We start from the raw sequence: 12,571 nt of genomic DNA, 5'->3' as shown, positions 1-12,571 counted from the left end.
TGCTTTTTGCGCGGAACAAAGCGCCGCTTGGCCGCGTTGCCCCGACAGACCATCGCAACCGAAAGGAGTGCGTCCTGAACTGGGAACAAATCCAAGGCAAATGGAACAAACTCAAGGGCAATGCCCGCGTCGAATGGGCAAAATTGAGCGATCAGGACCTGGAGCGCGTCGCGGGCGAGCGTGAAAAGCTCGTGGGCCTCATTCAGGAGAAATACGGCCGCACCAAGAAAGAGGCCGAAGAAGAGATTGACGACTGGTGCCGGAGAGTGTCGTGATGACCGATCAAACCGACCTCAAGCAAGACCTATGGAAACGGCTGGACGATCAAACCGCCGGCATGATGGGCATCGAGGGGGCAGGGCTGCACATGCGGCCGATGACCCCCCATGCCGATGCGGCGCGCAACACGGTCTGGTTTCTGTGTGCCTCGGACAATCAGCTGGCGCAGACCGGGGCCGAGAGCGGTCGCGCCTATTTCACGATCCAGAGCCCGGATGAACGCTTTTACGCCTGCCTCAGCGGCCCCATCACGGTGAGCCGTGATCGCGACAAGCTCAACGAGCTTTGGAGTGTCTTTGCCTCCGCCTTCTTCGAGGGTGGGCCGGAAGATTCGAGCGCGGTGCTGCTGGAGTTGACGCCGGAAGAGGCCGAGATCTGGACGGTCGAGGCCAGCGGCACGCAATTCGCCGCTGAAATCGCCCGCGCGGCCTTCGGGGCCAAGTCTCGGCCCGATCTTGGCACGCATAACGTGGTGGCCCTGCCCTGAGAGGTATCACGCGCTGAGCGCACGACCATGACGGAACCATTCGCCCGCTCGGGCGTTTGGCTGTTATGGTATCGTTTTTTCGTCTGCTGATCCTCTGCGTCACGGCCCTCTTTTTTACGGGGGCCGTGGCCCAAGACTCGTCGAACGCCTGGTATTCTGCCGAGGTGTTGAATGAGGGGCTTGGCGCCGCTCCCGATGATCTCGATCTCTCGACACCGCGCGCGGCGATGCGCAGCTTTGTCGAGTATGCGCGCGCTGATCGGTTCGACGCGGCAGCGCATGTTCTCAACCTGTCGAGGGTCGAGCCCGAGCGTCAGCCTGACCGGGCGGTTCGCGTCGCGCAGCAGCTATACCAGGTGATCGACCGCCGTGTCTGGGTGGACTGGTCCGACCTGCCCTCGCGCCCGGATGCCAAGGTCGAGCAATCGGCCAGTGAGGGCAGCGGCCCCGGAGAGATGCGCCGCGACCTGGGGATCAAGCTCTTTGAGTTGAACGGCCGCGCCTACGAAATACGGATCGCGCGCTACAAGGCGGGCGAGGACAGCGAGCCGGTCTGGCTCTTTACACCGCAGACGGTCGCGGATGTCGCGCCACTGCATGACGCTTACGGCCCGCGTGCCTTTGAAGAGTACATCCCCGACCGGATGAAGGATCAACTGGGCGGGCTGCGGATCTGGGAGTGGCTCGGCCTGCCGATCATGCTGGGCCTGCTTATCGGCATCGGCTGGTCGGTCAATTCGATGGTCACCATGCTCGCGCGCAAGGCCCCTTACGGGTTCTTGCAGCACGCCTTCGCACGCGCGGGCTTTCCGCTGGCGCTGTTCGCCGTGGCGGTGCTGGCGCAGGTCGTGCTCAGCCTCGCGGTCTCGTTCTCCGGCCCGGTCACCAGTATCGTGCAGCCGCTGCTTGTGATCGTCATGGCCTCGGGTGTCGGGATGGCGGCGCTGCGCATCGTCGATGCGATCCTTGATCGCGTCACGCTGCGCTATGTCGGCGATATCGACGACACGCGCAGTCTCGACAAGCGCGAACTCTATACCTCGATCTACGCGCTGCGGCGGGTCATCGTGCTCTTCATGGTCGGGTTCGCCGCGTTCTACGTGCTGGCACGGCTCAACCTCTTTCAAACCGTCGGGATGACGCTGCTGGCCTCGGCGGGTGTGCTGACGGTGCTCTTGGGCATCGCCGGGCAGGCGGTGCTGGGCAATATCCTGGCCTCGCTCCAGATCGCACTGGCCAAGCCGGTGCGGATCGGTGACAGCGTGCTCTTCGAGGGCGATTGGGCCTATGTCGAAAGCATCTTCTACACCTTTATGCGCCTGCGCACATGGGACGAACGGCGGATCATCGTGCCGGTGCGCTATTTCGTTTCCAAACCCTTCGAGAACTGGTCGGTCAAGGATGCGCGGATCATGCATACCGTCCGCCTCCGGCTCGATCACAGCGCCGATAGCGACGTGCTGCGCGACCGGTTTGTTGAACTGGCGCGGGAAGACGAGGGCGTGATTGAACACGATCAGATCGCCTGCTATGTCACCGATCACAACGCACAGGGTGTGGAGATATCGTTCTACGCCATGTCGCCTGACCCCTCGACCGGATGGGTGACAGAAATGCGGCTGCGCGAGGGGATGTTGCGGTTTATCCGCGAAAGCCATCCCGAATGGTGGCCGCAGGAACGCGTCGAAGGCGGCGCGACAATCGCCGCCACACAGGGCTGAGCTCTTAGATCAGCGGGCGCGTGACCGGGGCGCGCGCGCCATCGAGGTCGGCGATCTCGCACAGCTTGTCATAGTCGAAAAACCGCAGCCTCCCATTGCGCCAGGACACCACGCCCATCTCGCGCAGGTGCTTGAGCGTCTTGTTGGTATGCACCAGCGACAGGCCGAGCGCGTCAGCCAGATCCTGTTGCCGGTAGGGCAGGGGCATCTCTGATCCCTCCACCAGCCCAAGCGCCATGCAGCGATCATGCAGCCGCACGAAGGCGCGCGCGATTCGCTCGATCCCGCTCATATGTCCGATCAGCGCCAGAACCTCGCCCAGAAAATGCTCTTCGACGGCGGCGATCCATGTCAGGTCAAACGCCCGTTCCGGTTGATCGCGAAACAGTGCCCACAGCGATTTTCGGTCAAACACGCAGAGCGTCATCGCCGTGGTTGCCTCGACAGAATGCTGCATTTCCTTCATCACCCCTGCCTGCAATCCGACAAAATCGCCGGGCAGAACGATGTTGAGAACCTGCCGGTCGCCCGATGCCATGGTCTTGTAGCGCAGGCCCATCCCGTCCAGCACCGTATAAAGCTGCGGGCTGTTCGATCCCTCCAGCATCAGCGTGGTTCCCGGATCGACCTGCAATTCTCCGGTCTTGAAACCCTGCATGAAATCGACTTCGTGGTCGCTCATCGGGGCAAAGAGCGACAGCTTGCGCAGCGGACAATTTCGGCAAGACGTCGCCATCGAATATTTCCTTCCCGATATGTCACAGTTAAATGCGGGGGTGCCCATTGTGCTCTACCCAAGGAGCATGCCCGAGATCGATACAATGAACAATGCAATGCCCGAAACCATGAATCCAGTGATCCCCGTATTCCTTGTGCTGGAGCGCGACGCGCTGATTGCCGAGGATATCATGGGGTCGCTTGCGGATATGGGGCCATGCCGTACCATCCATGTCAGCGACGCGTCCGAGATCACGCCGCATCTGAGCGCGGAGCCGGCCGTTTCGGCGGTGTTTCTGGAAATGCGCCTGACGCAGGTTCTGGAACTCGGCCTTGACCGGCGTCTGGCCGAACATGGCGCGCATGTCATCCTCACCATCGGCGAGGATGACGCGGATCATGCGCAGGCCCTTGGGTGGGGCATGCTGGTGCGCCCTTTCACCGATGAGATGCTCCGCGAGGCGCTCATGGGCACGATCGAGCGTCGGCGCTAGTCGCGCCGCTCGCGCATCGCGCGGCCCGCCTGCATGCCCATGGCGAAGCCTTCGGCAAGTTGCACCAGCGGGTCTTTGGTCGGCTCTGACGGGGGGTCAGCCCTGCGTGGCTCATTTGCCCCGCCGCCCTGTGCCCCGAGCGCCATCAGGCAGAACCCCAGCACAAGATAGAGCGCGCCGATCACCGTATAGGCCATCAGTACGCCTTCATGCGTGGCCAGAAGAATCCACAGCGCCACGGTCAGAAACCCCAGCCCCGCAAGGCCAAAGACCACGCCCATCACGCTGAACGCAGTGGCGCGCGCCGCGTGTCGCAGGCGCGCGCTCATGGTCGAGAGAAAACCGGGCATCGGTCACTTCCGCCCGGTCATGAACCCAAGCAGAAAGCCGAGGCCAACAGCCAGCCCGACCGCTGCGGCAGGCTGATTGCGCACCTGATCGGCGGCCTGCTGGCCCATTTCCTCGGCGCGGTATTGCGCGTTATGCATCTGCCGCTGGCCCGCATCACGCAGGTCGGCGGCCTTCTGGCGCGCCTGTTCGGTGGCCGCGTCGCGCGATGACCGGCCCAGCCCCGAAAGCGTTTGCGAGATATCGGAAATATCCTGCCGCAGTGTCGTGATCTGCTCCGAAAGTTGGTCGATATCCTTTTGCGGCGATGCGTCGGTGGTTCTCGATTGTGCCATTCTGCGGCCCTCCGTTTTGAGTTGCGTTGGCTTGTCAACGCGGGCGCGCCCGGGAAGTTCCAGAAAAACCTGTTAAAAATCCGGGTCGTGCCATGGCTTCTGGAATTTCTTCGGAACCATTTGCCTTGCCCGGGGGTTTTCAACGCAACGGCAACTCAGCAATGGAGGCACTCATGCTTTACTGGGCACTCATCTTTCTCGTCGTCGCACTTGTCGCCGGCGTTTTCGGCTTTGGCGGGATCGCCTCGGCCTCGGCAGGGATCGCGCAGATCCTGTTCGTGATCTTCCTCGTCCTTTTCGTCGTGGCGATGGTCGTGCGCGCGCTCAAGGGCCGCTCGCCCTGATTCGCATCCGTACACGGGCTGAACTCAAAAAAGGCCCTGCACCTTGATGGTGCGGGGCCTTTTCTCACCTTTTGGGGCAGGCGATCAGCCCTGCAACGTCTCGGTGCTGGCAAAGAACATCGCCTGGCTCACCGCCGACAGCACCTGGTCCTCGGAATAGGGCTTGGTGATCAGAAAGGCAGGCTCTGGCCGTTCACCGGTCAACAGCCGTTCGGGGAATGCGGTGATGAACACCACCGGCACCTCGCCGATCTCTTCGAGAATGTGATTGACCGCGTCGATGCCCGAGGATCTGTCGGCCAACTGGATATCCGCCAGGATCATGTCCGGCGGGTCGCGCCGTGCGAGTGTCACCGCCTCGTCGCGGGTGCGGGCATTGCCGGTCACCTCGTGGCCCATGCCCTCTACGATGGCGGTGATGTCCATGGCGATGATCGCCTCGTCCTCGATCACCATGATCCGCCCGCAAATATCGCCAGACATCTCGCGATGCGCAATGCTGAGAAATTCGCCCGCCTCATCGGGGCTGACATCGAGAATCGCGGCGATGTCGCTGGTCTGAAACCCCTCGATGCTGTGCAGCAACAGCGCCTCACGCGTGTTAGGCGTCAGCGTCGACAGCCGCCACTGCGCGCGGGCTTCGGCTCCGTCCGCCTCGCCCATCTCGTCGACAGGCGCCCCGGACGAGACCCAGATCTGATGAAACGCCCGAAATAGCGCGACCTTGTGCGACAGGCCCGCATCGAACACCTCCTTGTCTGCCAAAAGCGCCTCTAGCGTGGCCGCCGCATAATGATCCCCGGTTTTCTGATTGCCGGTGAGTGCCCGCGCATAGCGTCGCAGATAGGGCAGCTCCTCCGCGATGTGCTGCGCGAGGTCAGGCTGGCTTTGGGTTTCTGTCATGGCATCCTCAAAAAAATGTTGCTGTGCGTGGAACCAAACGCGGCTTGGCGTGTTAGGTTCCCGCTCGGGCGAAAAAAACCGCCCGCTCAAGCATGGCAGAAAAAGCGGCACGATGACAAACAAACGCAGGACTTCAAGGTTGCAACAGCAGATCGACGACAATCTCCGGCGCGTCTACTCGGACACGGTACAAGAACCGTTGCCCGATCGTTTCTCGCATTTGCTCGACAAATTGCGCGCGCAAGAGAGCGAAGAACCCAAAGATAATTCCGAGCAATCGTCAAAGGATGACTCGTGACCTCTAGTTCCGATCCCAGAGACGAGCTGGTCGAGCATTTGCCAGCCATGCGCGCCTTCGCGATGAGCCTGACGCATAATCCGGCGTCGGCGGATGATCTCGTGCAGGACGCGGTGGTCAAGGCATGGGGCAACTTCGACAAGTTCCAGCCCGGCACCAACCTGCGCGCCTGGCTTTTCACGATCCTGCGCAACACGTACTATTCGCTCTATCGCAAGCGCCGCCGCGAGGTCGAGGACCCCGATGGCACGATGGCGGGGCAGTTGTCGGAAAAACCCGCCCATGACGGTCATCTTGCGATGACCGATTTCCGCGCGGCCTTTGCCAAGCTCACCGACGAACAGCGCGAGGTGCTGGTTCTCGTGGGTGCCGAGGGCTTCTCCTATGAAGATGCCGCCGAGATGTGCGGCTGTGCGGTCGGCACGATCAAGAGCCGCACCAACCGCGCCCGCAAGCGTCTGGCCGAGTTGATGCATCTCGACGACGAGGACGAACTAGAGATGACAGATGCCGCCACGCTCGCTGTCGTGCAGGGCACGCCTGCAGCATGAGCGCCCGCCCCGCGCTGCCCCGGCGCGCTCTCAAACCCCGCCTTGCCACGCAACTGATCGTGGTTCTCAGCATCGCCATCCTGCCGCTCGGGCTGATCTCGGTCTATCAGACCAACAAGGTCCTGCAAGAGCGCCAGTCGCTCTCTGAATCCGCCCTTCTGCAACGCACGCAACAGGCGGTCGGCGAAAGCCGCGAGGTCATCCGTTCGGCCATCAGTTCCGCCGAGACACTGGCGGTCCAGATTTCCGCACTGCAATCCTCGGGCGACACCTGCAGCGCGGTCATGTCCGAGGTGGTGGACCGCTCGGAAACATTTGCCTTTGCAGGCTACCGCGACAACGCACGCGGGCTGATCTGCGCCTCAAGAGACGTCATCGCCAATACCGAAAGCCCTCTCGATGCCCTTCCGGAAATCGACCAGCGGAGCGAATCCGTGCTGATGCGCCCGCTCGAATTCCTGGGCGGGATCGCAACGTTCAGCGTCACCGTGCCGGTCATCGACGAGGGCCGCTTTGTCGGCACGGTCTGGATCGCGGTACCGGTTTCGGCCCTCAACGGGGCGCTGTCGCAGGCCGGCGAAAACGTCAATCTGGTGCTCTTCAAGACCGATGGCGACATCATCGCCACCGAGGATTACACCGAGAACCGGCGCTCCGTGCTGCCTGCCGACTACAGCCTTCAGGATCTCGCGGCCTCCGGTCGGCAGACCTTTCGTGGCGAGAGCCGCGAAGGCGAAACCCGCGATTTCGCGGTGTCGCCCATCGTCTCGGGGCAGGTTTTTGTCCTCGGCAGCTGGATGCCGCAGGGGCGCGGGATTCAAATGCCGATCTTCGAGCAGGCGCTCGCGCTTTATTTTCCCTTCGCGATGTGGGCGATCACCATCGGCGTCGCCTATGTCGGCGTGCACCGTCTGGTGATCCGTCACGTGCGGCGGCTGCGCTCGTGGATGCGGCTCTATGCCAGCGGCGGTTACGACGATCTGGGCGACGCGCGGCTCGATGACGCCCCCGAGGAACTCGAGGTCATGGCCGATGCCTTTCGCGCGATGACGCGTCGCCTGTCAGAGCAGGACCGTCGCCGCGAGGAGGACTTGCAGGAAAAGACCGTGTTGCTGCGCGAAGTGCATCACCGGGTCAAGAACAACCTGCAACTGATTTCCAGCATGATGAACATGCAGATCCGCGCCACCAACAGCGCCGAGGCACAGCGCCTGTTGCGCCGGGTGCAGGACCGGGTGATGGCCCTTTCGGCCATTCACCGCTACCTCTATCTCGCGCGCAAGCTGTCGATGCTGCGCGCCGACAAGCTGCTCGAAGATATCATCCAGCAACTCGTGATCGTCGGCACCCTCGATGAGAGCGGCCAGCAGATCAAGGTCGCGACAGAACTCGACCCGGTCGAGATCAACCCCGATCAGTCGGTGCCACTGTCGCTGCTGGCCACCGAGGCGGCGATGAACGCGGTCAAATATTGCGGCGTGAACGCGGACGGCGAGGCGTGGATCAATATCGCGCTGAAATCGCAGGACGACGGCAACCTGTGCCTCAGCATCGTCAACTCGCGCGCAAGCGCGGACGACGATGCCGCGACCGATGATGCCAGCAGCACCGGGCTGGGCTCGCGCCTCATCAAATCCTTTGCGACCCAACTCAACGGCACGCTGGAAACCGAGGATCTGCCCGATCGCTTCGAGCTGCATGTGGTCTTTCCGATGGCCTGGCACGAGGCGCGAGAAGACGCCGTCTGAAAACTGTGGGTAATCGCGTTTTTCTCTGGAACCATCCGGGCGTTGCCGCGTTTGGTATTCAGCAATGAAACTGGAGGTCACCATGATACGCAAACGCATTTCGCTTCTCTCTCTCATCGCCTTCGCGTTCGTCAGCGCCTGCGAGACCGTGGAAGGCGCCGGGCAGGACATCGGCAAAGCCGGGGACGCCATTTCCGACACCGCCCAAGAGGCCGACAATTAAGCGCAATGATCAGCCCGCGGGGACACGCCTCGCGGGCTGATTTTTGGTGTGCACCCAAAGGAGCCACCCATGCCCGCACAATCCGAAGCCCAGCAAAAGGCCGCCGGTGCGGCCCTTGCCGCCAAGCGGGGCGAGACCAAGGTTGCCGATCTGCAAGGTGCCTCGAAAGACATGTATGAAACGATGACCGAGGCCGAGCTTGAAGAGATCGCGGCGACCTCGCATGACGATCTGCCCGACCGCAAGGAAGACTGAGCCGACCTCAGATCAGGACGATCAGGCCACCGGTGACCGCCATGGCGAGCATCATCCCGATCAGCACCAATAGCCCGTCGCCCATGAACATCCCCGTCGCCAGCACGACAATGATCGCGCCGAGGATCGACGAGGAGAATGGGATCAGCTCCAGAAGCGGCATCACCATCCCGAAGATCAGGCAGATGCCCTGCGGCAGCCGCGCGAGCGGCGGAGTTACCAGCCCCCGCAACCGCCGCTTGGTAAAGGTATCGAGCCACCGCGCCGGACGGGTGAACCACAGCATCGCGCTGCGTGCGCGGTCGGTGCTTATGGTCGCGCGGCGCAGCCAGCCCGGCAGCCACAGGTTCGGGCGTTGCAGGATCTGTTGCAGCGACACCGCCGCGATCAGCAGGCCGCAGACGCTGGTAAATCCGGGCACTCCGCTTAGCGGCGAAACCAGTGCCAGCGAGGGCACGATCAACAGCGGCGTATAGCTTGCCACGCCAAGCGCGTCGATCACCTCGCCGACGCTCGACGTCGCGCCATCGAGCGCCTTGCGCGCCTGTCTGACCACGTCGCTCGCGGTTTGCAATTCGGCAGAGGCCGGCACATCAGTCTCCTTTTTGAAAACGTCCCCTCAACCAACGCATCGCAGGGCGATCGGTTCCCCGCACGCCCTATCGGGCCGTCACGGGCGCAGGCCGGGCAGTGCCCTCTTGTGACTGGCCCAGAGCGATCCGATCCCCGACAGCGCGATCAGCACCAACCCCAACAGCGACCAACCATCCGGCCAGTCGCCAAAGACCAGCACGCCAAGCACGGTGGCGGAAACCAACTGGCTGTAGATCAGCGGCGCAATCAGACTGGCTTCGGCGGTGCGGTTGGCGATCACCAGCATGAAATTGCCGCAGGCCGAGGCCCCGGCGCTCAGCGCGACAAGCAGCGACAGGCGCATGTCGAACACAGGCAATTCTCCGGTCACGCCAAGCGGGGTCAGCAGCGCGCTCCCGATCAGCAGTTGCGAGATCAGCAGAAACCGGGGCCGGTGCGCGCCCGCCACGGTGCGCGTCATCACCAGATAGGCCCCGTAGAACGTGCCGGCGGCCAGCGCAAAGCCCATGCCGGGCGTCGCCCCGAACCCCGGCTTGACCACCAGCATCACGCCCAGAAACCCGAGCGCCAGCAGCAGGCTGCGCCGCAGCGTCGGGCGCTCGTGCAGAAAGATCATCGCCAGCACGTAGGACACCACCGGCCCGATAAAGAACGCCCCGAACACATTGGCCAGCGGCTCGGTCCGCAGCGCCGTCAGGATGCATGACACGCCCGCCGCGATGGCCGCCGCGCGCAACAGGATGCGCCAGCGAAACAGTTCCGGCAGCTCATCCCGCGTCAGCCCGCTGAACGGCAACAGCACCAGCCCCGCCAGCGCAAAGCGCGACCACGCCACGAAGAACGGATCGACCCCGCCCGCCGTCATCAGCTTGCCCGCCGTGTCGCCGATCACCACGCAGGTGACGGCGGCAAAGACCAGCAGGATGACGCGAACAAGCTCTGACAGGGGCATGTCAGGGTCAGCCGCGCCCGACAAATGGCATCTTGGTCGCCATCAGCGTCATGAACTGCACGTTTGCCTCGGGCGGCAGATCGGCCATGTGCAGCACCGCGCGCCCCACTTCGGCCACGTCCATCGTGGGCGGCGGGTTGCCCGGATTGGCGGCGATGATCCCCTCCAGCAACTCGGTGCGCGCGTTGCCGATGTCGATCTGCCCACAGGCGATGTCAAAGGCGCGGCCATCAAGGCTGAGCGTCTTGGTCAGCCCGGTAATCGCGTGTTTCGTCGTGGTATAGGCGACCGACCCCTCACGCGGCGCATGCGCCGAGATCGAGCCGTTGTTGATGATCCGCCCGCCCTGCGGCGATTGCCGCCGCATCTGGCCGAACGCCGCCTGCGCGCAGAGGAACATGCCGTGCAGGTTCACATCGACCACCTGTCGCCACTCGTCATAGCCCAACTCGTCGATCGTCGCCGCGCGGCCAAAGCTGCCCGCGTTATTGAACAGAACATCAAGCCGTCCGGTTCGGGCGGTGAAATCCGCGAAACAGCGCGCCACGTCCTGCGGGTCGGTCACGTCGCCGGGCAGGATCACCGCGCGATCATGCCCCTCAGCCACGACCTCCAGCGCCTCGGGGCGGCGCGCCATCAGGCCGACCTGCCAGCCTGCCGCCAGAAAGGCGCGCGCGCAGGCGGCCCCAATACCGGCACTTGCGCCGGTGACGAGAACGGTTTTCATGTCTCTTCCTCCTGTTCGAGTTCCAAGGGCACCGGCGCGGCTCGCAGATCGTCGATGCGAAGCGGCGCGGTGGGTTTCGACAGCCGGTTGCGCACCACCCAATGCAGCCGCTCCTCGGCGCGGGTGATCGCCACATAGGCGAGGCGCTTCCACAAGGGCTGTCCGGCCTCGGATCGGCCCATCCGCGCGGCGGCATAGATATCGGGGGCAAAGACCTGCACATCGCGCCATTGCGAGCCTTGCGCCTTGTGGATCGTCACCGCCGCGCCATGCAGGAACGTGGCCCCCATATTGGCCGCATAGGGAATGAACGGCTCTTCCTCGTCGGGCTTCTCGATCTTGACGATCGACGCCGCCGACAGGCGCGGGTCTTCGGCACCGATGACATGCAGCCGCGAAAACCCGGGCCGCTTGCCGGGCCCCAGATAGATCACCTGCGCCCCCTTGATCAGCCCGCGCGCCTCCAGATCCAGCCGCTTCTTGCGATGTTTGAGCGGCAACTCGATCCCATCACAGACCAGCGGTTCGCCTTCCAACAGCGCCGTCTCGGGCGCGCCATGCACCGCGCGAAACGCATTGATCAGCCGGATGCGCGTGGCGTTGCGCCAGACCAGAACCGGCGAGCGCGCCATCAGATCGACCTCGACCCGCTCGGCCCATTGCACGCGCTCGTCGCGCTTGGCCGCGTCCTCGATCATCCGCTCGAACTGGTGGAATTCCAGCGCCGGATCGGCGAGCGCATGCGCCAGATCGAGGATCGGGTTGTCGGCATCCTGCCGGTGAATTCGGCTCAGTTCCAGCCGGGCGGGGGCGGGCAGGGTCTCGAACACCATGCCGTCATTGGATTTGACAGGCGGCAATTGCGCCGGATCGCCGAACAACAGCAGGGTCGGAAAGATTTCCTGCAAATCCGCGAATTGCTGGGCATCCAGCATGCTCGCCTCATCGACGAACCCGATATCGAGCGGCTCTTCTCGGCGTTTCCAGCCGGTGATGAAATCCGAGCCGCGCAGCCCCGCCGCCGCCAAGGCTCCCGGAATGGACTTGTTGCTCTGGTAGAACGCCAGCGCCCGGTCAAGCGCCAGATCGGTCAGCCCCTCGACCTCGGGGCGGTCGCCATTCCCGGCCAGCCATTCGGCGATCTTCTCATATTCCGGGTCATAGACCGGGGTATAGAGAATGCGGTGAATGGTCGTCGCGGGCACGCCGCGCAGGCGCAGCACGCTCGCCGCCTTGTTGGTCGGCGCGAGAATCGCCAGCGTGCGCCGGTCGCGCCGTTTGCGCCCCTCCCAATCGCCCGAGACCACATCGACCCCCGCTTCCTCCAGCGCACGGTAGAGCGCGGCCAGCAAGAGCGTCTTGCCCGACCCGGCCTTGCCCACCACCGCCAGAACCGCCTGCTTACCCTCACGCGGCGGGGTCAGCAGCCCTTCGTCAAGGTCCACGCCCACGCCGCGCAACGCCTCTGCGATGCGGTCATGGGCCTCTGCCTGATCGGGAGAATAGATAAGTGCGGTCTCGGTCATGCGCGCGACCCTAGCGCCGGGGCGGATGAGGTGCCAGCGAAAGACGCAGCCGCCATGGCGATGTCGCTT

Annotated in this window: 18 protein-coding genes; 10 read left to right on the top strand and 8 right to left on the bottom strand. The window is 63.6% G+C overall.

What is annotated here, in order from left to right; genetic code table 11:
• Positions 1 to 143: 143 nt before the first annotated feature.
• From PVU19_RS17130 to PVU19_RS17120, 3 genes are all read left to right on the top strand, one after another.
• On the top strand, positions 144 to 275 hold the full coding sequence (locus PVU19_RS17130; RefSeq protein ID WP_338049911.1) for a CsbD family protein: 132 nt from the start codon (positions 144 to 146) through the stop codon (positions 273 to 275).
• Entirely contained in the window at positions 275 to 766 is a 492-nt protein-coding gene (locus PVU19_RS17125) for a pyridoxamine 5'-phosphate oxidase family protein (RefSeq protein ID WP_050663200.1), read from the top strand. Before PVU19_RS17130 ends, PVU19_RS17125 begins: the two co-directional genes overlap by 1 nt.
• Before the next feature lie 65 nt (positions 767 to 831).
• The gene (locus PVU19_RS17120) at positions 832 to 2,487 is read left to right on the top strand and encodes a mechanosensitive ion channel family protein (protein ID WP_050663201.1); all 1,656 of its coding nucleotides are present in this window, start codon (positions 832 to 834) and stop codon (positions 2,485 to 2,487) included.
• Positions 2,488 to 2,491: 4 nt separating this feature from the next.
• Here the strand turns inward: PVU19_RS17120 and PVU19_RS17115 are convergent, their stop codons facing one another.
• Entirely contained in the window at positions 2,492 to 3,223 is a 732-nt protein-coding gene (locus PVU19_RS17115) for a Crp/Fnr family transcriptional regulator (protein WP_050663202.1), read from the bottom strand.
• Between the two features lie 67 nt (positions 3,224 to 3,290).
• Here PVU19_RS17115 and PVU19_RS17110 point away from each other — a divergent pair, with 67 nt between their 5' ends.
• The gene (locus PVU19_RS17110; protein WP_050663203.1) at positions 3,291 to 3,698 is read left to right on the top strand and encodes a hypothetical protein; all 408 of its coding nucleotides are present in this window, start codon (positions 3,291 to 3,293) and stop codon (positions 3,696 to 3,698) included.
• On the opposite strand, the gene PVU19_RS17105 is transcribed toward PVU19_RS17110, so the two are convergent.
• Both PVU19_RS17105 and PVU19_RS17100 read right to left on the bottom strand, forming a co-directional pair.
• Entirely contained in the window at positions 3,695 to 4,048 is a 354-nt protein-coding gene (locus PVU19_RS17105) for a phage holin family protein (RefSeq protein ID WP_050663204.1), read from the bottom strand. The genes PVU19_RS17110 and PVU19_RS17105 overlap by 4 nt on opposite strands.
• A 3-nt stretch (positions 4,049 to 4,051) precedes the next feature.
• Positions 4,052 to 4,381, bottom strand: a complete 330-nt coding sequence (locus PVU19_RS17100; protein WP_050663205.1) for an ElaB/YgaM/YqjD family protein — start codon at positions 4,379 to 4,381, stop codon at positions 4,052 to 4,054.
• Between the two features lie 173 nt (positions 4,382 to 4,554).
• On the opposite strand from PVU19_RS17100, the gene PVU19_RS17095 reads away from it, so the two are divergent.
• On the top strand, positions 4,555 to 4,725 hold the full coding sequence (locus PVU19_RS17095; RefSeq protein WP_074785621.1) for a DUF1328 domain-containing protein: 171 nt from the start codon (positions 4,555 to 4,557) through the stop codon (positions 4,723 to 4,725).
• 84 nt (positions 4,726 to 4,809) lie between these two features.
• Here the strand turns inward: PVU19_RS17095 and PVU19_RS17090 are convergent, their stop codons facing one another.
• Positions 4,810 to 5,628 carry a response regulator gene (locus PVU19_RS17090; RefSeq protein WP_050663207.1) on the bottom strand — a complete coding sequence of 273 codons (819 nt, stop codon included), beginning with the start codon at positions 5,626 to 5,628 and terminating at the stop codon, positions 4,810 to 4,812.
• 139 nt (positions 5,629 to 5,767) lie between these two features.
• On the opposite strand from PVU19_RS17090, the gene PVU19_RS17085 reads away from it, so the two are divergent.
• The 5 genes from PVU19_RS17085 to PVU19_RS17065 all read left to right on the top strand — a co-directional run bounded on the left by PVU19_RS17085 (position 5,768) and on the right by PVU19_RS17065 (position 8,703).
• Complete coding sequence (locus PVU19_RS17085) at positions 5,768 to 5,926, top strand: NepR family anti-sigma factor (RefSeq protein WP_274789825.1); 159 nt, start codon at positions 5,768 to 5,770, stop codon at positions 5,924 to 5,926.
• 47 nt (positions 5,927 to 5,973) lie between these two features.
• Complete coding sequence (locus tag PVU19_RS17080; RefSeq protein ID WP_050663209.1) at positions 5,974 to 6,477, top strand: RNA polymerase sigma factor; 504 nt, start codon at positions 5,974 to 5,976, stop codon at positions 6,475 to 6,477.
• Positions 6,474 to 8,225, top strand: coding sequence for a sensor histidine kinase (locus PVU19_RS17075; RefSeq protein WP_050663210.1), 1,752 nt, complete (start codon positions 6,474 to 6,476; stop codon positions 8,223 to 8,225). Before PVU19_RS17080 ends, PVU19_RS17075 begins: the two co-directional genes overlap by 4 nt.
• Before the next feature lie 82 nt (positions 8,226 to 8,307).
• A complete protein-coding gene (locus tag PVU19_RS17070; protein WP_074785494.1) occupies positions 8,308 to 8,448 on the top strand; it encodes an entericidin A/B family lipoprotein in 141 nt (46 codons plus the stop codon).
• Between the two features lie 69 nt (positions 8,449 to 8,517).
• Entirely contained in the window at positions 8,518 to 8,703 is a 186-nt protein-coding gene (locus PVU19_RS17065) for a DUF3008 family protein (protein WP_050663211.1), read from the top strand.
• Positions 8,704 to 8,710: 7 nt separating this feature from the next.
• On the opposite strand, the gene PVU19_RS17060 is transcribed toward PVU19_RS17065, so the two are convergent.
• The 4 genes from PVU19_RS17060 to PVU19_RS17045 form a co-directional block, all read right to left on the bottom strand.
• The gene (locus PVU19_RS17060) at positions 8,711 to 9,295 is read right to left on the bottom strand and encodes an exopolysaccharide biosynthesis protein (protein ID WP_050663212.1); all 585 of its coding nucleotides are present in this window, start codon (positions 9,293 to 9,295) and stop codon (positions 8,711 to 8,713) included.
• A 78-nt stretch (positions 9,296 to 9,373) separates the two neighbouring features.
• Positions 9,374 to 10,249 (bottom strand): DMT family transporter, encoded by an 876-nt coding sequence (locus PVU19_RS17055; protein ID WP_050663213.1) that lies wholly within the window; start codon positions 10,247 to 10,249, stop codon positions 9,374 to 9,376.
• 7 nt (positions 10,250 to 10,256) lie between these two features.
• Positions 10,257 to 10,976, bottom strand: a complete 720-nt coding sequence (locus PVU19_RS17050) for an SDR family oxidoreductase (protein WP_050663214.1) — start codon at positions 10,974 to 10,976, stop codon at positions 10,257 to 10,259.
• Positions 10,973 to 12,502 (bottom strand): AAA family ATPase, encoded by a 1,530-nt coding sequence (locus tag PVU19_RS17045; protein WP_050663215.1) that lies wholly within the window; start codon positions 12,500 to 12,502, stop codon positions 10,973 to 10,975. Before PVU19_RS17045 ends, PVU19_RS17050 begins: the two co-directional genes overlap by 4 nt.
• Between the last annotated feature and the right edge of the window lie 69 nt (positions 12,503 to 12,571).

It is taken from the genome of Roseovarius tolerans, assembly GCF_028885395.1.
Lineage (GTDB): Bacteria > Pseudomonadota > Alphaproteobacteria > Rhodobacterales > Rhodobacteraceae > Roseovarius > Roseovarius tolerans.
This window is presented reverse-complemented; position numbering and strand designations above follow the sequence as displayed.